This window comes from Streptomyces sp. NBC_00414 (assembly GCF_036038375.1).
GTDB lineage: Bacteria > Actinomycetota > Actinomycetes > Streptomycetales > Streptomycetaceae > Streptomyces.
Window position 1 is genome coordinate 8,183,492 of the sequence record NZ_CP107935.1, and the last position, 20,473, is coordinate 8,203,964.

Sequence of the window (20,473 nt, forward strand, 5' to 3'; positions counted from 1 at the left end):
AGGGCCCCATGGCCGTGCCGGGCGGCGCCTAGAGCGCCGGGATGAGCATGACGACCCCGCCCGGCTGGTACCGGGACCCCTCCGCCCCGCATCTGGAGCGCTGGTGGGACGGGACCGCCTGGACCGAGCACCACCGCACCCCCGGGACACAGCAACAACAACAGCAGCAGCCGTACGCGCAGCCGGCGCCGATGGCGCAGACGGTGCCGATGCCCGCGAGTGACGGCTCCGGACGAGCGAAGGCGGTCGCCCTCAGCACCGCGGCGGCCGTCCTCGTCGCCGCCATCGTCACGGGCGCCGTCGTCCTGAGCAAGGACGACGGCGACGGCGTCCCCGAGGCGAGAACCGTGCCCACGCCCACGGCCTCCGACCCGGCGAACGCCCCGTCCCCACCCTCGGAACCCTCCGAGTCCGCCTCGAAGCCGTCCGCCGACGACTCCGACGCCGTCGTGGACGAGCTCAACGGCATCACCCTGCCGCTCCTCGACGGCTGGGCCAGACCCGAGAACGTATCCGACGAGGATGTGGTGATGACCACACCGGGGACGTACGACTGCCCCGGCGACGACGGCCTCTGCCGCCACGGCACGGTCCTCTCGCGCACGGTGACCGCGAACGACGAGAAGTCCACCGCGGCCCTCGCCAAGGACGACATCGCCGACGCGGCCGACCTGGCGTACGACCGCAACAAGATCGACGAGCGGCCCTTCCACGGCATCACGTCCCACCGACTGGTCGAGCAGGGACCGGTCGCGGTCGCGGGGCGCGCCGGATACTTCGTGCGCTGGCGCGTCAAGACCGAGGCGGGACCCGGCGGTTACGTCCAGTCGATGGCGTTCCCGTCCAGCGTCGGCTCGGAGTCGCTGGTCATGGTGCGGTACGTCTTCGACGCGGGCGCGGAGGGGCCGCCGCTCGCCGACATGGACCGGATCACCAAGGGGATCCGGCCGGTCGGCGACGAGGACACGAGCGGCGGCGTGGGCAGCGACATCGGCCCCACCCGGTAGCAAGCCCTCCGCGGTCAGGGCCTACAGGAACGTGTGGCCCTCGCCGCGATACGTCGGCACCGACGCGGTCACCGTGTCGCCCTCCACGAGGTGCAGCACGTCGAACCGCTCGCACAGCTCCCCGGCCTTCGCGTGCCGGAACCACACCTTGTCGCCGATCAGCAGATCGTCGGCGGGCGAGCCGAGCAGCGGCGTCTGCACCTCACCGGCGCCCTCCTGGGAGTCGTACCTCAGCCCCTCGGGGAGGTACGGCACGGGCAGCCGGTCGGGACCCGGGGCACCCGACGCCGGATAACCGCCGCCGAGGACGGTCACGACACCGACCCCCGGCCGGCGCACCACGGGCTGCGCGAAGAGCGCGGCCGGACGCCCGCTGAACGAGGTGTAGTTGTCGAAGAGACGCGGGACGTACAGCCCCGACCCGGCCGCGATCTCGGTCACCGCGTCCTCGGCCGCGGTGTGCTGAACGCTGCCCGTGCCACCGCCGTTGACGAACTCCAGGTCCGGCGCGACGGCGCGAACGGCCCGCACGACGTCCGCCCGGCGCTGGGCCAGCTCCTTGCGGGCCGTGGCCTGCATCAGCCGGATGGCACGCGACCGCAAAGGGCGCCCCTGCAGAGCGTCGCCCACCCCGGCGATGTGCCCCTCGTACGCCATGATCCCGACGAGCCGGAAGCCGGGCCTGCGGACCACCGCGCGCGCCATCTCGGCGACCTGGGCGGCGGAGTACAGGGGCGAGCGGAGGGCGCCGACCCGGACCCGGCCGCCGAACATCTTCAGCGAGGTGTCCAACTCCAGGCAGACGCGCACCTCTTCGGTGCCGCCGTCCCGGGCGTCGTCGATCAGTTGCAACTGCGCAGGGTCGTCGACCATGACGGTCACGGCGGCGGCCAGTTTGGGGTCCCCGGTGAGCGTCGCGTACGCCGCCCGGTCGGCGGACGGATAGGCGAGCAGTACGTCGTCGAAGCCGGAGCGGGCCAGCCACAGCGACTCGGCGAGCGTGTAGGACATCAGCCCGGCGAAGCCCTCCCGGGCGAGCACGCGTTCGAGCAGGGCCCGGCAGCGCACCGACTTGCTCGCGACGCGCACGGGCTTGCCCGCCGCCCGCCGTACGAGATCGTCCGCGTTGGCGTCGAAGGCCTCCAGGTCCACGATCGCAACGGGTGCGTCCAGGTGAGCGGTGGCCCGGTCGTAACGGGCTCGGTCTGCGGCGCGGGCTGTCATGTGCGAAGCCTGCCAGACCGGATTACCGCAGGGTAGGGGGACGTTCCGGGCAGATACCCCGGGCCCGCGGACTGGTTCCCACGGGCGCGGCGTCAACCCGTAGAGTGACGCGCACGCAAGCGGGGAACGGATCCGGAGGGGTTCCTTCGGCCGGTCTCGGTCGTCCGGGGTCGAGGAAACGGGGGGGTGCATGAGCACGGAAGCGCGCCGCGCCTCCATTCCTCCGCGCCCGTCGACGCCACCGGGGCCGCCCGTGACGGAGAGCGGACGAGAGCCGTCGGAGGGGCCCGGGGACACGGGCCCGCGACCGGATACGGACCTGAGTCCGGAACTGGATCCGGATTCGCGGCCGGAGCGCGAGAGCCGGGAGCCCGCCGGGGGTGACTGGTTCGGGCCGCGGCCTGTCAGCACGCCGCCGCGACCGCGCACGTCCGACGGAACCGGGCCCCGGGACGCCTCCTCGGCCCAGGCACCGCGCTTCCCGAGCCTGCGCCCCACCGGCGAGCAGCGAAAAACCCCCGAGACGGCTCCACCCCCACCGGCCTCGGCCCGCTTCCCCGACACGCCCCCCGGCGGGACAGCCGTCCCGCCGCGCCCGGCGACCCAACCGCGCGCTCCCCAGGGAGGCGCCGAGTGGGCCGGCATCACACCGCGCGCGGGTACGGGGGCGGGTACCGGGCTCGGGTCGGATGCGGGCCGCGCCACCCGCGACAGCGCTCCGCCGCGCCCGACGACGGCACCGCGTGCCCCTCTGGGAGGCGCCGAGTGGACGAGCGCCCCGGACGCCCCTGCCTCGCCGCGTCCCACCTCGCGTCCGGCGGGCGAGCCGGGGACGCACTCCGGTCCGGGTGCGGCTCCCGGGCGTGCGCGTACCGACCGGGCCGACCGGCAGGACTTCCCGCTCCGCCCCGCGGGCGAACCGGGTGGGAACGCCGGGACCGCTGGGACTGCCGGAACCGCCGGGACTGCTGCGACCGCCGGACGCACTCGGCCCCCCGAGGTTCCGCCGCGTCCCGCGAGCGAGCCCCGCCCCACCGCGACGAACGGCACGGGACGGCAGGCCCCGGCCCGCCCGGCGCCCGAGCCCCGAGCGGCCGAGTTCCGAACGACCCAGCCTCGGACGTCCGAGCCTCGAACGACCGACGGCGACACCGCGCAGCGGCCGGGCCCCGGCCTGCCCCTGCGCCCCTTCGCCCCGCCGGGACCCGGCACCCGACAGCCGTTCGCGCGGCGTACCGGGGCGCCCGACGAGGCCCCGTCGGAGACCACGAAACGGCTGCGGCCCATCCCCGCTGCGCCGGTCCCGGCACCTTCGACCCCCGCGGCACCGACCCCGGCACCACCGAGCACGCCGCCGACACCCGCCCCGGCCCCACCGGGCACCTCGCCGTTCGGCAGGCCGATGTCCGGGCCGGGAGAATCGTTCACGGCAGAGCCCTTCCCCGGTGAGTCCTTCACGGGTGAGTCCTTCACGGGTCCCTCCCGGCCGGGCCCAGCCCGGCACGTTCCCGCGCCTCCGCAGGAACCGCCGCCGCTCCGGCCGTTCGTCTCCCTCGCGTCCCCGGACACGTACGACGTCGACACCGCGCGGGTGCGTCCGACGGGCCCCCGCCGGCGCACCGGTGTGGTCGCCGCCGCGGCCTGCGCGGTGCTGGGGCTCGGCCTCATCGGCGGTGCGGTGACGGGGAGTTGGCTCACCGGGGACGGCTCGGACGGATCCGACACGCCGGACGCGTTCACCGCGGCCGGAGACCTGTGGCACAGCGTGCCCGTCGACAAGCTCTTCCCGCCCACCGTCATGGGCAACGGCGCGGGCCCCGGCGGCTCCGACCGCACCTGGACCCGTATCGCCGTGGCCCCGGACAGCGGCTGCGGCGACGCCTTCGACCCGCTCCTGCAGAAGGCCCTCGCGCCCGCCGGCTGTCTGCGCCTGCTGCGCGCCACCTACACGGACGCGACCCGCAGCCATGTCACCACGATCGGCCTGCTGTTCACGAAGGCTGACGCCGCCGCCATGGGCGTACTGAGCCGCCGCTTCGAGGAGCAGGGGCTCGACAGCAGGCGCGACCTGATGCCCCGCCCGTACGCCGCCGAGGGCACCGTCGCCGCGGGCTTCGGCGACGACCAGCGCGCGTCCTGGACGCTGTCGGTCCTGACCGACGCCCCGGTCGTCACCTACGCGGTCTCGGGCTTCGCCGACGGGCGTGCCGTCGGCGAACCGCAGCCCGCCGAGGACGCGATGAAGGCCGACGCCACCACGGCGGTCGCGCAGGCCGGCCTCGGCCACGACGCACAGGGCCTCGCCGACCGCGTCGAGCGAAGCCTGCGCAAGACCGTCGACTCGGCCACGGAGAAGCCGTCATGAGCCGTGAGGCGCCCCGCGGAACCCCGAAGGCCCGCCGCCGAAGGGGATTCCTGGTCGCCGCCATGGCCGCCGGACTCGCCCTGCTGCCCTCCACCGCCGCCCACGCGGACGGCATCCGCGCGAAGCAGTGGGCGCTGGAGGCGATGCACACCCAGGAGGCCTGGGGGACGACGAAGGGCGAGGGCATCACGGTCGCCGTCCTCGACACGGGCGTCGACGACGAACACCCCGACCTGGCGGGCAACGTCCTCACCGGCAAGGACATGGTCGGTTTCGGCGCGGACCGGGGCGACCGTTCCTGGGCCCGCCACGGCACGGCGATGGCCGGCATCATCGCGGGCCACGGACACGGCTCGGGCAACGCCGACGGAGTCATGGGCATCGCCCCCGAAGCGAAGATCCTCCCCGTCCGCGTGATCCTCGAAGACGGCGACTCGGCCCGCGGCAAGGCCCGCGACACCCGTGGCAACGCCCTCGCCGACGGCATCCGCTGGGCCGCCGACCACGGCGCCGACGTCATCAACCTCTCCCTCGGCGACGACTCCAAGTCCGCCCACCCGGAGGCCTCCGAGGACGCCGCCGTGCAGTACGCCCTGAAGAAGGGCGCCGCCGTGGTCGCCTCGGCAGGCAACGGCGGCGAGAAGGGCGACCACATCTCGTACCCGGCGGCCTACCCGGGCGTGATCGCCGCGACCGCCGTCGACCGCTACGGCACCCGGGCCTCGTTCTCCACCCGCCGCTGGTACGCCACGGTCAGCGCCCCCGGCGTCGACGTGGTGATAGCGGACCCCGACCGGAAGTACTACGAGGGCTGGGGCACCAGCGCGGCCTCGGCGTTCGTCTCGGGCGCCGTCGCCCTCGTCAAGGCGGCCCACCCCGGCCTGTCCCCGGCGCAGATCAAGGACCTCCTGGAGGAGACGGCCCGCAACGCTCCCTCCGGTGGCCGGGACGACTCCCGGGGATACGGCTTCGTGGACCCCGCGGCGGCCATCAAGGCGGCGGCCGGTCTGAAGCCGGAGAACCTGAGCGCGGCGGCCGACTCCGACGCGTACTTCGGCAAGGGCCCGGACGCCGCCGAGGAGGACGGGCCCTCGACCGCCTGGGCCGGCCCGCTGGCGGGCAGCGCCGGCGGCGTGCTCCTCGTCGTGGCGGTCATCCTCTGGCGAGGCAGCAGACGACCCCGAAGCCCGGAAGGCAGCCCGACGGCCTCCGAGGGCTCCTGGGACTGACTCCGAGGGTCCTGGGGACTTGAGAAGCCCCGCGGCGCGTCAGGCGGTCGCGAGGGCGCTCACGGCGGCCTTCGCGGCCGCCTCCACCATCGAGATCCCCCCGGCCTTGGTGGAGTTGCCGTCCGACAGCACCGCGACGAGGTACGCGCGGCCGTCCACCTCCACCCGCCCGACGCTGTTGATGTCCCACAGCCCGGTCGCGCTCCGCGGCAGCCACCCGTTCTTCAGGGCGGACCCGGAGGACCCCGCGGCCGACACCCCCCAGTCCTGGCCCACGGCGATGTCCCCCATCAGCCCCTGCAGACAGTCCCGGGAGGTCTCGTCCAGCTCCGAGTCGTCCGCGTCCCCGAACACCTGCCTCAGCAGGGTGAGCTGATCGGCGGCCGTGGTCTGGGTCAGCCCCCACAGCACCCCGTCCCCGCCCACGGTGTCGTCCAGGCCGAAGCGTTCGTTGGCCTCCGCCAGCCCCCGCGCCCGGCCGATCGCCTCCCACAGCGCGGTCGCGGAGGCGTTGTCGCTGTCGCGGATCATCGCGGAGGCGTACGTCTTCTCCTGCGCGGTGAGCTCCCGTCCCGCGTCCTGGGCCCGCAGCAGCAGCGAGGCCAGGATGTCGGCCTTCACGATGCTCGCGGTGTCGAACGCCCCGTCCCCGTACACCGCGCTCCGCCCGGACTCCGTGTCCAGCACCGCCACCGACAGCCGCGCCCCGGCCTCCACGGTGACGGAGCCCACCGCTTCGGCGAGCAGCGCGTCGGCGTCCGGCTCCGCGGAGCCGGAGGACGTGGGGGTGGGTTTCGCGGACGTGGGTGCCGTGACAGCTTCCACCGTCGCCTCCGTCGTGGCCGTCGTCGTGGATGACGCCGAGGAGGATACGAGTTCACCGGCGTCGTGCGCCCGCGCCGTCACGTACATCGTGCCCGCGGCCGTGACACCCAGGAGCGCGACGGAGGCGACCGCCGCGTACCCGAGAGGCCTTCGGCGGGACGGACGGCCGCTGCGCCGGCGGGCTCTGTGAGGGAACATGCCGCGAGCCTGGGCCGCGCCACTGTGCGCCCGGTCAGACGCGTGTGAGAAGTGTGTCAGGGATCGCTGAGAAACCCCTGAGTCCCGTGAACGCCCCGTTTCCGGGACGGGCAGGTACGGGCAAAGCGTGCGGTCGGCCCGGCGGCGGAGCCGGCCGGCCGCCACCGATAGGGTCGGTGCCCGTGGTTAACAAGAACATCCCCGACCCCGGTTTCTCCGACGACGACGGCTCCGCCGACCCCCGGCTGAGCGCGGCGCTCGCCGCCTGGGCCGGGAACCGGTCCGCGCACGGCCCCGTCCTCGCGGCCCTCAGGGACGCGCGGCTCCTCGTGCCCGTCGTCGCCATGCTGGGCGAGGTCGAGGAGGACGAGAACGGGCTGCGGCGCGAGAAGACCAGCGACATGGCCGTCCCCACCCTCAAGGCCGGCGACCGCACCGCGCTGCCCGCCTTCACCTCCACCGAGTCGCTGGCCCGCTGGGACCCGGCGGCCCGCCCCGTCGCCGTACCCCTGCACCAGGCACTCCAGGCCGCCGCGCACGAGAAGGCCGACACGGTCGTCCTCGACCTGGCGGGGCCGGTCGCGTACGAGCTGACCGGCCCGGCCCTGCTGGCGCTCGCCGAGGGGCGTACGACGACGGACCCGCTGGCCGACCCCGCCGTGATCGCGGCGGTACGCGCCGCGGTCGCCGCCGAGCCCCCGGTGCTCCGCGCCCACCTGGGCCCCGGGCAGGCCGACGGCACCCTGGCCCTCGTACTGGACCCGTCCGCCGATCCGGCGCGGGCGGCTCAGGCCGTCGCCCGGCGGCTCGCGGCCGACGAGACACTGCGGGCCCGCCTGGTGCGCGGCCTCGACCTGGCAGTTCTGCCGGCCGAGGCGACGCCACCGGGCGAGCCCCTGTACGTACGTCGGTGAGTACTTGATGAGTTGGCTGGATACCCGGAAGCGGGGCCGCGGGGCTCCGGACCGGACGCGGGCTCAGCCGTAGACCGGGCCCGTGTACTTCTCGCCCGGGCCCTGGCCCGGCTCGTCCGGGACGAGCGACGCCTCGCGGAACGCCAGCTGCAGCGACTTCAGGCCGTCGCGCAGCGGTGCCGCGTGGAAGGAGCTGATCTCGGTCGTGCTCGCGTCGAGCAGCCCGGCCAGCGCGTGGACCAGCTTGCGGGCCTCGTCGAGGTCCTTGTACTTGTCGCCCTCCTCGCTCAGGCCGAGCTTCACGGCGGCGGCGCTCATCAGGTTCACGGCGACCGTGACCAGGACCTCGACCGCGGGGACCTCGGCGATGTCGCGGGTCATGTCGTCGAAACCGGGGGTCTGGGGAGGGGTGTCACTCATGCCCCACACGATAGGCCCAGGCCTGCCGGCCCCCGCCCGCGGGAGAGCGGGAGAGTGGTGCGCGCACACGGATTCGCACCACCCGGGGAGAGCTGCTAACCTTGTGTAACGACCGGCCGGACACTCCTGTGCCCGGCCCACAAGTGGAGGCTCCGATCTCCCACCCGACCATCCTCCGGGAAGGCGGGTCACCCGGTCAGGCGGCCCCCATCGTTCCGTACGGACGATGGAGCCGCTGGATATGCGCCCCGCGGTTGACCGCGGCGGTGCTCCGGTAATCCTTGGAGCCACCGCCTGTGTCCCGTCCGGGGCATTTTTCATGTCCCAAGGCGGTTGGTCCAGTGAGAAGACGTACGCGAGCTGTCTGCCAGACAGCCGTGTGGTGCTATCCGAGGAGGATCCATCAGCGCCGAGCCCCGCATCAACGACCGGATTCGCGTTCCCGAGGTACGACTTGTCGGTCCCAGCGGTGAGCAGGTCGGGATTGTTCCGCTTGCCAAGGCCCTGGAGCTTGCGCAGGAGTACGACCTCGACCTGGTCGAGGTGGCCGCGACTGCGCGTCCGCCGGTCTGCAAGCTCATGGACTACGGGAAGTTCAAGTACGAGTCGGCCATGAAGGCCCGTGAGGCGCGCAAGAACCAGGCGCACACGGTCATCAAGGAGATGAAGCTCCGGCCGAAGATCGACCCGCACGACTATGACACCAAGAAGGGTCACGTCGTCCGGTTCCTCAAGCAGGGCGACAAGGTCAAGATCACGATCATGTTCCGTGGTCGCGAGCAGTCCAGGCCGGAACTCGGCTACCGACTGCTGCAGCGCCTCGCTTCGGACGTCGAGGACCTCGGGTTCGTCGAGTCCAACCCGAAGCAGGACGGCCGAAACATGATCATGGTTCTCGGCCCGCACAAGAAGAAGACCGAGGCCATGGCCGAAGCCCGCGAGGCCCAGGCGGCCCGCAAGGCGGAGGCGAAGGCCAACCCTGGCAAGTCGCAGAACCACGCGGGTGACGACATCTCCGACGGAGAGGTCGCCGAGACCGAGGCCGACGAGATCGCCGAGGCTCCGGCCGAGGCGCCCGCCGAGGCCTGATCCCGGGGTGCGAGCCCCAGGGGTTTCCGGACGCGAGTCCGGGGACGTCAACCGATACATATGACGTTCCGTTGTGCCCGGTTTGACGACCGGGCACAGGAACGCCACCGACGAGGAGAGTACGGCGCCATGCCGAAGAACAAGTCGCACAGCGGTGCCAGCAAGCGCTTCAAGATCACCGGCTCCGGCAAGGTGCTCCGCGAGCGCGCCGGCAAGCGCCACCTGCTTGAGCACAAGTCGTCGCGCGTGACGCGCCGCCTCACCGGCACCGCCGAGATGGCCCCGGGCGACGCCAAGAAGATCAAGAAGCTTCTCGGCAAGTGACGTCGCGGCGCCTCGGCGCCGTACGTCAGGACCGGGACCCAATCGATTTCGGACCGTGTGACGACCACCACGGCCCCGCTACAAGGAGTTAACAAGTGGCACGCGTCAAGCGGGCAGTCAACGCCCACAAGAAGCGCCGGGCGATCCTCGAAGCCGCCAGCGGCTACCGCGGTCAGCGTTCGCGTCTGTACCGCAAGGCCAAGGAGCAGGTCACCCACTCCCTGGTCTACAACTACAACGACCGCAAGAAGCGCAAGGGCGACTTCCGTCGGCTGTGGATCCAGCGCATCAACGCTGCGGCCCGCCAGAACGGCATGACGTACAACCGCCTCATCCAGGGTCTGAACGCCGCCAACATCGAGGTGGACCGCAAGATCCTCGCGGAGCTGGCCGTCAACGACGCCAACGCGTTCGCCGCGCTCGTCGAGGTCGCGCAGAAGGCCCTGCCGTCGGACGTCAACGCGCCCAAGGCTGCGTGACACTGGCGCTGGCCTCGGCCGGAACCTCTTTGTGGGCTCGCTTGCCTCAGGGCTGCGGGCCCACATTTGTTTTGTTCGAGTGTTTTGTTCGAGAGGGCCGCCCCTCCCCGCGCGGCAAGCGGTACGTCCCGCCCTCGACCGTGAACCGAAGGTGAATCGATGTCCAGCGGCCCCGAGCTGATCTCTCCCCGCTCGCAGCGCGTCTCCGCCGCCCGGCGGCTCGCCAGGCGGAGCTTCCGGGGCAAGGAGCGGCTGTTCCTCGCCGAGGGGCCCCAGGCCGTGCGGGAGGCCGCCGCCCACCGGGTCGGCGGCGAGCCCGCGCTCGTCGACCTGTTCGCCACGGTCGACGCCGCCGAGCGGTACGCCGACATCGTGGGGGAGGCCCGGGACGCCGGAGCCCGCGTGCACCTCGCCGACGACGACGTGATCGCCGACATCTCGACGACCGTCACCCCGCAGGGACTCGTCGGGATCTGCCGGTTCCTGGACACCCCCTTCGAGAAGATCGTCGAGGCACGGCCCAAGCTGGTCGCCGTACTGGCACATGTGCGGGACCCCGGGAACGCGGGCACCGTCCTGCGCTGCGCCGACGCGGCCGGCGCCGACGCCGTCGTCCTCACCGACGCCTCCGTCGACCTCTACAACCCCAAGTGCGTACGGGCGTCGGTCGGCTCGCTCTTCCATCTGCCCGTCGCGGTCGGCGTGCCCGTGGAGCAGGCCGTGCGGGATCTCAGGGACGCCGGCGTACGCATCCTGGCCGCCGACGGCGCGGGCGAGGACGACCTGGACGACGAACTCGACCAGGGCACCATGGGCGGGCCGACCGCCTGGGTGTTCGGCAACGAGGCGTGGGGGCTCCCGGAGGAGACACGTGCGCTGGCGGACGCCGTCGTGCGCGTACCGATCCACGGCAGGGCCGAGAGCCTGAACCTCGCGACGGCCGCCGCCGTATGTCTCTACGCGTCGGCTCGCGCGCAGCGTGCCGACCGCGCTCGTCCCTGAGGGGGTCCGTTCCGTCACTCAGGGCTAGTAGGGTGACGGGCCCGGGGACTCACCCCCCAAGCTCTCGGCTGCGCTTGAGCAGGGAGGTTGCCCCCGGATGCCGGACGAGAGGTGGGGTACGGGGATGAGTGTCGGCACGAGCGGTGCGCAGAGCGCGCTGCGGGCACACGATGTGCGGAGCGCTCCCGCGCCCAGGCACGCCGATCCCGCGGAACTCGGCATCGACCCCGACGACCTCCCCGACGGACTCGTGATCGCCGACGAACGCGGCCGGGTGATCTGTTTCAACGCCGCGGCCGCCCGGATCACGGCCACCCCCGCCACCGAGGCCCTCGGCCACCACCTGGAGCGGGCCCTGCCGCTGGAAGACCTCGAAGGCCGCCGCTGGTGGCAGCTGACCGACCCGTACGGCGGCCTCGCGATCCGCGTCGGGCAGCCCGAGCGCAACCTGCTGCTCCCTGGCGGCCGGGAGGTCCTGGTCACGGCACGGTACGTGCGGGCGCGGCCCCTCGGCCCGGTCCGCCGGGTCGTCGTCTCGCTCCGCGACACCGAGGGCCGCCGCCGCACCGAGCGCAGCCACGCCGAGCTGATCGCCACGGTCGCCCACGAACTGCGCTCGCCGCTCACCTCCGTCAAGGGCTTCACGGCCACGCTGCTCGCCAAGTGGGAACGGTTCACCGACGACCAGAAGAAGCTGATGCTGGAGACGGTCGACGCGGACGCCAACCGGGTCACCCGCCTCATCGCCGAGCTCCTCGACATCTCCCGCATCGACTCCGGGCGGCTCGAAGTACGCCGTCAGCCCGTCGACATAGGCGCCGCCGTCGGCCGCCACATCCAGGCGTACGTGGCCTCCGGCCAGTCCGCCGACCGCTTCCTGCTGCGTATCGGGCAGCCGCTGCCCGACCTGTGGGCCGACCCCGACAAGGTCGACCAGGTGCTCAGCAACCTGCTGGAAAATGCGGTGCGGCACGGCGAGGGAACCGTCACCATCGACGTAGAGCCCGCGCCGTCCCCCCGTGAAGGGGAGGAGGTCTGCACGTCGGTCACGGTGAGCGACGAGGGCCCCGGCATCCCGGAGGAGTCCATGAACCGCGTCTTCACCCGCTTCTGGCGGGGCAGCAAGCGCGGTGGCACCGGCCTCGGGCTGTACATCGTCAAGGGCATCGTCGAAGCCCACGGCGGCACCATCACCGTCGGCCGCGCCCCCGAGGGCGGCGCGGAGTTCCGATTTACGCTGCCCGTGGGCACCCCGGCGTATCTGCAGTAACGCCGAAGCGGCCCCACGGGCGCATCCGCACACCCGCCCCGGCCCGGACCAGGCGTCCGAGCCGGGCGCTCACCCCCGTTAGACTCGGCCTTTGGCACCTTTGCGTCCCCTTTTCAGTTTTCAGGGACAGGGCTTCAGGGACACGACGTCCCACGAGTCGCGACGGGGACCGTCGGCCAACCAATCGGAAGCACGGGAAGAGATGTCGGCACCGAACAAGTCGTACGACCCTGTTGAGGTCGAGGCACTGAAACCGGAAGAGATCGAGCGCATGCGGGACGAGGCGCTCGCCGCCTTCGCCGCCGCCGGTGACCTCGACACGCTCCAGGAGGCCAAGGTCGCCCACACCGGTGGCGCCTCGCCGCTGGCCCTCGCCAACCGCGAGATCGGCGCCCTGCCCCCGCACGCCAAGGCCGCCGCCGGCAAGCTCGTCGGCCAGGCCCGCGGCGCGGTGAACAAGGCACTCGCCGCCCGCCAGGTCGAACTGGAGGCCGAGCGGGACGCCAGGGTGCTGGTCGAGGAGGCCGTGGACGTCACGCTGCCCCACGACCGCGTACCGGCCGGTGCCCGGCACCCGCTGACCACCATGATGGAGCGGGTCGCGGACGTCTTCGTGTCCATGGGATACGAGATCGCCGAGGGCCCCGAGGTCGAGGCGGAGTGGTTCAACTTCGACGCCCTCAACTTCACCCCGGACCACCCGGCCCGGCAGATGCAGGACACCTTCTTCGTGCAGGGCTCGAAGGGCGCCGAGGGCTCCAAGGGCACGGACGGCGAGTCCGGTGTCGTGCTGCGCACCCACACCTCGCCGGTGCAGGCCCGCGCCATGCTGGACCGCGAGCCGCCCGTCTACATCGTGTGCCCCGGCCGCGTGTACCGCACGGACGAGCTGGACGCCACGCACACCCCGGTCTTCCACCAGATCGAGCTGCTGGCCATCGACGAGGGCCTGACCATGGCCGACCTGAAGGGCACCCTGGACCACATGGTCCGGTCCCTCTTCGGCGCCGACATGAAGACCCGGCTGCGCCCGAACTACTTCCCCTTCACCGAGCCGTCCGCCGAGATGGACATGCTCTGCTACGTCTGCAAGGGCGAGTCCGTCGGCAACCCCGACCGGCCCTGCCGCACCTGCTCCAGCGAGGGCTGGATCGAGCTGGGCGGCTGCGGCATGGTCAACCCGCGGGTGCTCGTCGCCTGCGGTGTGGACCCCGAGAAGTACAGCGGATTCGCCTTCGGGTTCGGCATCGAGCGGATGCTGATGTTCCGCCACAACGTCGAAGACATGCGAGACATGGTCGAGGGTGACGTCCGGTTCACCCGGCCGTTCGGGATGGAGATCTGATGCGGGTCCCGCTTTCCTGGCTGCGGGAGTACGTCGACCTCCCCGCCACCGAGACCGGCCGCGACGTGCAGGCCAAGCTCGTGTCCGCCGGCCTTGAGGTCGAGAGGGTCGAGCGGCTCGGCGCCGACCTCAAGGGCCCGCTCGTCGTCGGCAAGGTGCTGACCATCGAGGAGCTGGAGGGCTTCAAGAAACCCATCCGCTTCTGCACCGTCGACGTCGGCGGCGCCAACGGCACGGGCGAACCGCAGGAGATCGTCTGCGGCGCCCGCAACTTCGCCGTCGGCGACAAGGTCGTCGTGGTCCTGCCCGGCGCCGTCCTGCCCGGCGACTTCGCGATCGCCGCGCGCAAGACCTACGGCAAGACCTCGCACGGCATGATCTGCTCCGGCGACGAGCTGGGCATGGGCGACGACGGCAGCGGCGGCATCATCGTCCTGCCGCCCGAGTACGAGGTCGGCACGGACGCGATCGAGCTGCTCGACCTCGTCGACGAGGTCCTCGACATCGCCGTCACGCCCGACCGCGGCTACGCCCTGTCGATGCGCGGCGTCGCCCGCGAGACCGCCACCGCCTACGGCCTCGACCTGCGCGACCCGGCACTGCTCGACGTGCCGGGCCCGAACGCCTTCGGGCACCCGGTCCAGGTCGCCGACCCGCAGGGCTGCGACCGCTTCACCGCGCGGACCGTCACCGGTCTGTCGCCCGAGGCCCGCTCCCCGATCTGGCTGCAGCGCCGCCTCCAGAAGGCGGGCATGCGCCCGATCTCGCTGGCCGTCGACATCACCAACTACGTGATGCTGGAGCTCGGCCAGCCCCTGCACGCGTACGACCGCTCCCGGATCCAGGGTGCGATCGGCGTGCGCCGGGCCGAGCAGGGCGAGAAGCTCACCACCCTCGACGGCGCCAAGCGCACGCTGGACGCCGGGGACCTGGTGATCACCGACGACCGCGGGCCCATCGGCCTCGCCGGCGTCATGGGCGGTGCCGACACCGAGATCGACGACACCGAGGGCACCACCACCGAGGTCGTCGTCGAGGCCGCGCACTTCGACCCGATCTCCATCGCGCGCACGGCCCGCAGGCACAAGCTGGCCTCCGAGGCGTCCAAGCGCTTCGAGCGGGGCGTCGACCCGGAGGCCGCGTCCGCCGCCGCCCAGCGCACGGTCGACCTGTTGGTCCTCCTCGCCGGCGGTACCGCCGACGCCGGGGTCACCGAGGTCATCGCACCGTCCGCGCCGCACACCATCTCCATCCCGGCGAACCACCCGGACAAGGTCGCGGGCGTCGACTACGGCCGCGAGACCGTCGTACGCCGCCTCCAGCAGGTCGGCTGCGACGTCTACGGGCAGGACGAGCTGATCGTCACCGTGCCGTCCTGGCGGCCCGACCTGACGGACCCTAACGACCTGGCCGAAGAGGTCATCCGGCTTGAGGGCTACGAGAACCTGCCCTCGACGCTGCCCAGGCCCCCCGCGGGCCTGGGCCTGACCGACCGGCAGCGGCTGCACCGCCGGGTAGGCCGCGCGCTGGCCGGCGCCGGGTACGTGGAGGCGCTGAACTACCCGTTCATCGGGACCGAGGTGCTCGACCAGCTCGGCCTGGACGACGACGACCCGCGCCGCACCGTGGTGACGCTGGTCAACCCGCTCTCCGACGAAGAGCCCGCGATGCGTACGACGCTGCTGCCGGGGCTCCTCGGCGCGCTGCGGCGCAACGACGGCCGGGGCTCGCACGACCTGGCGCTCTTCGAGACCGGTCTGGTCTTCCGGCCGACCGGCGAGGAGGGGACGGCCGGGCGGTTGCCCGTCGACCGCCGCCCCACCGACGAGGAGATCGCCGGGATCGACGCCGCGCTGCCGCGGCAGCCGCGCCGTGCCGCCGTCGTCCTCGCGGGCGCCCGTGAGCAGGCCGGCTGGTGGGGCAAGGGCCGTCCGGCGGACTGGGCGGACGCCGTCGAGGCCGCGCGAACCGTCGCCCGCGAGGCCGGGGTCGAACTGACCGTGCGCGGCGACCGGCACGCTCCCTGGCACCCGGGCCGCTGCGCAGCGCTGTACGTGAGCGTGAACGGCGAGGAGACGCTCGTCGGCCACGCCGGTGAGCTGCACCCGCGGGTCGTCAAGGCGCTGCATCTGCCGGAGCGCAGCTGCGCCATGGAGATCGAGCTCGATCTCCTGGAGCAGGCGGGCACCGGGGTGCTTGTCGCGCCGCGCATCTCGGCCTTCCCGGTCGCGACGCAGGATGTCGCGCTGGTCGTCGACCGGGACGTCCCGGCCGCCGACGTCGAGGCCGCGCTGCGTGAGGGTGCGGGTGAACTCCTTGAGTCCGTCCGGCTGTTCGACGTGTACGAGGGGGAGCAGCTCGGTGAGGGGCGGAAGTCGCTCGCTTACGCGTTGCGCTTCCGCGCGGGTGATCGGACGCTGACCGTGGACGAGGCATCGGCCGCGCGGGATGCGGCGGTTGCCCTCGCGGGCTCGCGTACGGGGGCTGTTCTGCGGAGTTAGCTCCGCTGGTTGGTGTGGTGGCGGGGGACTGCGGTCGCTGGTCGGGTGCGGGTGCATCGTGGCCGGTCGCGCAGTTCCCCGCGCCCCTTTGGGGGCCGGGCGCGCGGGTTCCCGCGCCGCTTGAGTGCTGAGGGCGCCTCCTTGTGGGGGCGTCCTTTGTGGTGTTTGTGGGGGAGTCACTCTTTTGGGTGACAAGTGTGGGTGATCCGGGTCGGGCAGGGTGTGCGGTCGACAGAATCGACCCGGCCGAAGTGGCCGGTGCCTGCGCTGAACAGGGCCTAGGGGGGCCGTCGGCATGATCCGTATCAAGGCTGGGGTGCCCCGTCGGGCGGGGCCCCGGGGGAACCACCTGACACTCGGTCGCGCCAGGGCTCGCGCCCGCCGCCGGCTCGGCCGCGCCGAGGCCCGGCGCCTCGACCGGGGCCGGCAGCGGCTGCGTCGCCTGCTCGCGCTGGGGCTGCCCACCGCCTGGGGCGCGGTGGCGATCACGTACAAGCTGGCGTGCCCGCTCGCCCAGCAGAACGGGCTCGGCGCGCGGATCGTCACCTGCGCCGTGTTCTTCGCCGTCGGCACGGGACTGATGCTGCACGTCAGACGAGGCCTGCTGCGGGAGTTGCGGCAGATCCGCAGAGTGGCGGGGGCCGCTCAGGGCGTCCTCCTGCGCCCGCTGCCGCCGAGCGTCGAGGGGCTGAACATCGCCGCCGCCCAGGTGTCCGCGGACCGTGGGGCCAGCGTCGGGGGAGACCTGTACGAGGTGATCGGCACGGAACACGGTGTCCGGGTCGTGATGGGCGACGTCCGCGGGCACGGGCTGGCCGCCATCGGGACCGTCGCCGCCGTACTGGGAAGTTTCCGCGAGGCCGTCCACGACGAACCCGAACTCCCGGGCGTGCTGAGGAAACTGGAGCGCGCCATGGGCCGGCACCTCAGGGAGCGCGCGAAGGCCGAGCACCCCTCGTCCGGGCTCGCCCCCGACAGCCCGGTCGCCGAGGAGTTCGTGACCGTGCTGCTTCTGGACATCGGCCGCGACGGCGAGGTGCGCGCCCTGAACTGCGGTCACCCATGGCCGTATCTGCTGCGCCCCGACGGCGGGCCGACCGATGTACGAGGACGCGTGGAGCACCTCGGCCCCGGCGATCCGCTGCCTCCCCTCGGAGCGTTCCCCCTCCCCGCCGAACTGCCGGTCGTCCACTGCGGACGACTGCTGCCCGGCGAGGCGCTGTTCCTCTACACGGACGGCGTCGAGGACGCCCGCGACGGCGCAGGCCGGTTCTTCCCGCTGCGCACCGCGCTCACCGAGGCCACCCGCACCCACCCCACCTCGCCACAGGCGGTACTGGGCACGGTCTTCACCCGACTGTTCGCCCACGCGGACGGCCTCCCGACCGACGACGTGGCCGTCCTGGTCCTGGGGAACGGCAGGACACAGGTCCCGACGTCACAGCGCGAGCAAGTGGCAACACCCCTTTAGGAGCGGCACCCCGGGGGCGCCCCCTGAGCGACGCGGGGCTGTCGCACGTGCGGCTCCGCCGCGTGGGCGCGACCAGCCACGACACACCCGCACCCGACGGACAACGCCCAGTCACCCGGCACAACCCGGCGGAGCCGTCCGCCCGCCACGGAGTGTCGGGCAGGCAGCTGGGCGGACGGCGTAATTCCGGGCCGCCGCACTGTACGAGGGGGAGCCGGCGGCCCGGCCGGCCTCTTGCGAGGCATTTCAGTCAACCGGTTCACAACTCTGAGCGACAGCGCGCGTACTGCCCGGATCCGGGCACTCCGTTCACACCCCGTGTGAAGGGGGAGGCGCTAGGTTGAACAGCACCGTCTGCACCGAGCCATCGGATGGCCTTCATGCAGCCCAACACTCTGCTCGACGCGATCCTCGACGAGGCCGGAGTCTCACACGCGGGACTCGCGGCCCATGTGAACCAGGCAGGACGGGTGCGCGGCCTCGCACTCCGCTACGAACACACCGCCGTGGCACGGTGGTTGAAGGGTCAGCGGCCCCGCGGCCAGGTGCCCGACCTGATCTGCGAGGTCCTCGCCGCCCGGCTCCAACGGCCCGTCACGCTCGACGACATCGGCCTCGGAGTGCCCGGCGAACCGGCCACCCCGCACGGCACGACCCTCTCCGGCTTCGTCGAGCGGGCCACCGCGCTGTGGCGCTCCGACGAACAGCAGCGCCCGCACATACTGGGCGCCCCCGCCGTCACCGGCACGCCCGCCGTGATGCCCGTGTGGGAGTGGGAGAACCCGCCGGAGGACGTGGACGTCTCGCGCGGCGGACGGCACCGCGTGCGCATGTCCGACATCGAGATGCTGCGCGCCGCCCGCGCCCACTACGAGCAGATGTACCGCAAGGCGGGTGGCGTCGCGACCCGTACCCGCATCGTCGGGTTCCTCAACTCCGAGACCGCGCCGCTGCTGCGGGGCAGCTACACCGACGCCACCGGCCGGCAGCTCCACCGTGCCACCGGCGGCCTGGTGGCGATCGCCGGCATCTGCGCGTACGACTCCGACGCGCACGGGCTCGCCCAGCGCTACTTCCACCAGGCGCTCAGGCTCGCGAAGGCCAGCGGGGACAGGGGACTCGGCGCCTATGTGATCGCGCTCCTCGTCAACCAGGCGCTGTTCATGCGTGAGCACCGGCAGGCCGTGGCCTTCGCCGAGGCCGCGCTGCGCGCAGCGGGACGGCACATCACCCCGGCGCTCGCGTCGGACCTCTCCGCGATGCAGGCCAAGGCGTACGCACACCTCGGTGACGGCAGCAGCGCGCTGTCCTGCATCCGGCGTGCCGAGCAGGCCGCAGACCGCATCCGGCGTGGCTACGAGCCGGACGAGACGGGCTATGTCCAGCCGGGCCTGGTCAACGTGCAGGTGGCGGAGGCGCTGTTGAGCCTCGGCGACCTGAGTGCCGCGCGGGAGCACGCCGCGGCCGCCGTGGACAACCCGGCGCACGACCGGGGCAGAGTGCACCGGCTCGCCATGCTCAGCCAGATCGAGTTGCGCCAGGGGAACGCCGACAGAGCGGTGGTCACCGCCGTCGAGATGGCGGAACGGGCACGGGGGATGGAGTCCCAGCGCCTGCGCGACAGACTGCGGGCGGTACGCGAACACCTGGTGGCCAGCGGGTGCGCGGGCACCTCCGAGGCCGCCGAACTCATCGACGGAGCACTGCGCGTGCCGCTCTAGGAGAATCCTTCACGCGAAGCCGTCCCACCGCTTCCGGGGGCCCCGAGCCCCCGGGCCGGCCGGCCCTGCGCCTACGACTGTCCCTCCGCCGTGCCTACCGCTGCGCTGCGAGTGGCCCACCGCGCGCCTGCTGTGCGGTCGCTCCTGCTGCGATATTGCCATCTACTCGGCGGAAGGTGGCAGAAAAGTGCAGTGGACGAAACAGAACGAACAAATCGTGTACGCAAATCGCTGGTTCAGCGTCAATCTCGCAGATGTCGAACTGCCGGACGGCCGACATCTCGATCACTTCTTAATCCGGCTGCGGCCCGTCGCCGTGGCCACTGTCGTGAACGAGGCGAACGAGGTGCTTCTGCTGTGGCGGCACCGCTTCATCACCGACAGCTGGGGATGGGAGCTTCCCGCGGGCGTCGTCGAGGACGGAGAGGACATCGCCGTCGCGGCGGCCCGCGAACTGGAGGAGGAGACCGGGTGGCGACCGGGACCTCTGCGCCATCTGATGAGCGTCGAGCCCTCGAACGGGCTCACCGACGCCCGGCACCACATCTACTGGGCCGACGAAGGCGCGTACATCGGGCATCCTGTGGACGACTTCGAGTCGGACCGCCGGGAATGGGTTCCTCTCAAGCTTGCTCCCGACATGGTCGCCCGCGGTGAGGTTCCGGCCGCCAACATGGCAGCCGCGCTGCTCCTGCTGCACCATCTGAGGCTCGGGCAGGACGCCGTGCCCTGATCCCCCACCGCGTCCACGGGCTCAGTGGCCCAGAGCCTGCCAGACCGCCACGGCCAGCGCGCCCACTGCCGTGACGACCGCGACCGCGCGCAGCGGCCAGCGGGTGTGTTCGAGAGCGATGACCCGCGTGCTCAGGTCGTCGATCTCCTTGGCGGTCTGTTCGGCGCGATGACTGAGCAGAGTCATGCACCCCTCGACGGTGGCGTGTGCCACGTCGAGACGGCGCCGTAACTCTGCGACTTCTCCTCGGACCACGGGATGCTCCGGGTCGGCGGTCACGTGTCCGCTCCTTTCTGTAGTCGTCACATCCCTTACATGTGCACGGAAAGTCAACAGGCCTGGTGGGTGCGTGGGGA

Annotated in this window: 17 protein-coding genes and 1 pseudogene; 14 read left to right on the plus strand and 4 right to left on the minus strand. The window is 72.4% G+C overall.

The genetic code is table 11. The features are described 5' to 3' along the window. Positions 1-47 precede the first annotated feature (47 nt). Positions 48-1,007 carry a DUF2510 domain-containing protein gene (locus OHS59_RS35580; protein ID WP_328499484.1) on the plus strand — a complete coding sequence of 320 codons (960 nt, stop codon included), beginning with the start codon at positions 48-50 and terminating at the stop codon, positions 1,005-1,007. Positions 1,008-1,028: 21 nt separating this feature from the next. Here the strand turns inward: OHS59_RS35580 and OHS59_RS35585 are convergent, their stop codons facing one another. Further along, positions 1,029-2,231 carry an amino acid deaminase/aldolase gene (locus OHS59_RS35585; RefSeq protein ID WP_328497450.1) on the minus strand — a complete coding sequence of 401 codons (1,203 nt, stop codon included), beginning with the start codon at positions 2,229-2,231 and terminating at the stop codon, positions 1,029-1,031. 1,402 nt (positions 2,232-3,633) lie between these two features. Between OHS59_RS35585 and OHS59_RS35590 the strand changes: the two genes are divergently transcribed. Continuing rightward, on the plus strand, positions 3,634-4,596 hold the full coding sequence (locus OHS59_RS35590; protein WP_328497451.1) for a hypothetical protein: 963 nt from the start codon (positions 3,634-3,636) through the stop codon (positions 4,594-4,596). Further along, entirely contained in the window at positions 4,593-5,825 is a 1,233-nt protein-coding gene (gene mycP / locus OHS59_RS35595; RefSeq protein ID WP_443061555.1) for a type VII secretion-associated serine protease mycosin, read from the plus strand. Before OHS59_RS35590 ends, mycP begins: the two co-directional genes overlap by 4 nt. A 39-nt stretch (positions 5,826-5,864) precedes the next feature. Here the strand turns inward: mycP and OHS59_RS35600 are convergent, their stop codons facing one another. Next, entirely contained in the window at positions 5,865-6,848 is a 984-nt protein-coding gene (locus OHS59_RS35600; protein ID WP_328497452.1) for a serine hydrolase, read from the minus strand. A gap of 182 nt (positions 6,849-7,030) precedes the next feature. Between OHS59_RS35600 and OHS59_RS35605 the strand changes: the two genes are divergently transcribed. After that, entirely contained in the window at positions 7,031-7,762 is a 732-nt protein-coding gene (locus OHS59_RS35605; protein WP_328497453.1) for an SseB family protein, read from the plus strand. A gap of 63 nt (positions 7,763-7,825) precedes the next feature. On the opposite strand, the gene OHS59_RS35610 is transcribed toward OHS59_RS35605, so the two are convergent. Continuing rightward, positions 7,826-8,182 (minus strand): DUF1844 domain-containing protein, encoded by a 357-nt coding sequence (locus tag OHS59_RS35610; protein ID WP_328497454.1) that lies wholly within the window; start codon positions 8,180-8,182, stop codon positions 7,826-7,828. 377 nt (positions 8,183-8,559) lie between these two features. On the opposite strand from OHS59_RS35610, the pseudogene infC reads away from it, so the two are divergent. From infC to OHS59_RS35660, 10 genes and pseudogenes are all read left to right on the plus strand, one after another. Continuing rightward, positions 8,560-9,271 (plus strand): annotated as a pseudogene (infC, locus tag OHS59_RS35615) (translation initiation factor IF-3). Between the two features lie 129 nt (positions 9,272-9,400). Then, positions 9,401-9,595: a 50S ribosomal protein L35 gene (gene rpmI, locus OHS59_RS35620; RefSeq protein ID WP_073499621.1), complete on the plus strand. Its 195-nt coding sequence runs from the start codon at positions 9,401-9,403 to the stop codon at positions 9,593-9,595. 95 nt (positions 9,596-9,690) lie between these two features. Next, positions 9,691-10,074 carry a 50S ribosomal protein L20 gene (gene rplT / locus OHS59_RS35625; RefSeq protein WP_024494113.1) on the plus strand — a complete coding sequence of 128 codons (384 nt, stop codon included), beginning with the start codon at positions 9,691-9,693 and terminating at the stop codon, positions 10,072-10,074. A gap of 159 nt (positions 10,075-10,233) precedes the next feature. Continuing rightward, on the plus strand, positions 10,234-11,076 hold the full coding sequence (locus OHS59_RS35630; protein ID WP_328497455.1) for a TrmH family RNA methyltransferase: 843 nt from the start codon (positions 10,234-10,236) through the stop codon (positions 11,074-11,076). Between the two features lie 124 nt (positions 11,077-11,200). After that, positions 11,201-12,346, plus strand: coding sequence for a sensor histidine kinase (locus OHS59_RS35635; protein WP_328497456.1), 1,146 nt, complete (start codon positions 11,201-11,203; stop codon positions 12,344-12,346). Between the two features lie 202 nt (positions 12,347-12,548). Then, a complete protein-coding gene (gene pheS, locus OHS59_RS35640) occupies positions 12,549-13,691 on the plus strand; it encodes a phenylalanine--tRNA ligase subunit alpha (protein WP_328497457.1) in 1,143 nt (380 codons plus the stop codon). Beyond that, a complete protein-coding gene (pheT, locus tag OHS59_RS35645; RefSeq protein ID WP_328497458.1) occupies positions 13,691-16,192 on the plus strand; it encodes a phenylalanine--tRNA ligase subunit beta in 2,502 nt (833 codons plus the stop codon). The genes pheS and pheT overlap by 1 nt, the downstream gene beginning before the upstream one ends. Before the next feature lie 295 nt (positions 16,193-16,487). Next, complete coding sequence (locus OHS59_RS35650) at positions 16,488-17,663, plus strand: PP2C family protein-serine/threonine phosphatase (RefSeq protein ID WP_328497459.1); 1,176 nt, start codon at positions 16,488-16,490, stop codon at positions 17,661-17,663. 380 nt (positions 17,664-18,043) lie between these two features. Beyond that, the gene (locus OHS59_RS35655; protein WP_328497460.1) at positions 18,044-19,384 is read left to right on the plus strand and encodes a transcriptional regulator; all 1,341 of its coding nucleotides are present in this window, start codon (positions 18,044-18,046) and stop codon (positions 19,382-19,384) included. 187 nt (positions 19,385-19,571) lie between these two features. After that, a complete protein-coding gene (locus tag OHS59_RS35660) occupies positions 19,572-20,117 on the plus strand; it encodes an NUDIX hydrolase (protein WP_328497461.1) in 546 nt (181 codons plus the stop codon). A 21-nt stretch (positions 20,118-20,138) separates the two neighbouring features. Here the strand turns inward: OHS59_RS35660 and OHS59_RS35665 are convergent, their stop codons facing one another. Beyond that, positions 20,139-20,396, minus strand: a complete 258-nt coding sequence (locus tag OHS59_RS35665; protein WP_328497462.1) for a hypothetical protein — start codon at positions 20,394-20,396, stop codon at positions 20,139-20,141. Positions 20,397-20,473: the final 77 nt, after the last annotated feature.

What these genes read in the sequence shown, in the direction of transcription:
- OHS59_RS35580 (WP_328499484.1), top strand. Translation starts at nt 48, where the DNA reads ATGACGACCCCGCCCGGCTGGTACCGGGACCCCTCCGCCCCGCATCTG.
- OHS59_RS35585 (WP_328497450.1), bottom strand. Translation starts at nt 2,231, where the DNA reads ATGACAGCCCGCGCCGCAGACCGAGCCCGTTACGACCGGGCCACCGCT.
- OHS59_RS35590 (WP_328497451.1), top strand. Translation starts at nt 3,634, where the DNA reads ATGTCCGGGCCGGGAGAATCGTTCACGGCAGAGCCCTTCCCCGGTGAG.
- mycP (WP_443061555.1), top strand. Translation starts at nt 4,593, where the DNA reads ATGAGCCGTGAGGCGCCCCGCGGAACCCCGAAGGCCCGCCGCCGAAGG.
- OHS59_RS35600 (WP_328497452.1), bottom strand. Translation starts at nt 6,848, where the DNA reads ATGTTCCCTCACAGAGCCCGCCGGCGCAGCGGCCGTCCGTCCCGCCGA.
- OHS59_RS35610 (WP_328497454.1), bottom strand. Translation starts at nt 8,182, where the DNA reads ATGAGTGACACCCCTCCCCAGACCCCCGGTTTCGACGACATGACCCGC.
- rpmI (WP_073499621.1), top strand. Translation starts at nt 9,401, where the DNA reads ATGCCGAAGAACAAGTCGCACAGCGGTGCCAGCAAGCGCTTCAAGATC.
- OHS59_RS35630 (WP_328497455.1), top strand. Translation starts at nt 10,234, where the DNA reads ATGTCCAGCGGCCCCGAGCTGATCTCTCCCCGCTCGCAGCGCGTCTCC.
- OHS59_RS35635 (WP_328497456.1), top strand. Translation starts at nt 11,201, where the DNA reads ATGAGTGTCGGCACGAGCGGTGCGCAGAGCGCGCTGCGGGCACACGAT.
- pheS (WP_328497457.1), top strand. Translation starts at nt 12,549, where the DNA reads ATGTCGGCACCGAACAAGTCGTACGACCCTGTTGAGGTCGAGGCACTG.
- pheT (WP_328497458.1), top strand. Translation starts at nt 13,691, where the DNA reads ATGCGGGTCCCGCTTTCCTGGCTGCGGGAGTACGTCGACCTCCCCGCC.
- OHS59_RS35650 (WP_328497459.1), top strand. Translation starts at nt 16,488, where the DNA reads ATGATCCGTATCAAGGCTGGGGTGCCCCGTCGGGCGGGGCCCCGGGGG.
- OHS59_RS35655 (WP_328497460.1), top strand. Translation starts at nt 18,044, where the DNA reads ATGCAGCCCAACACTCTGCTCGACGCGATCCTCGACGAGGCCGGAGTC.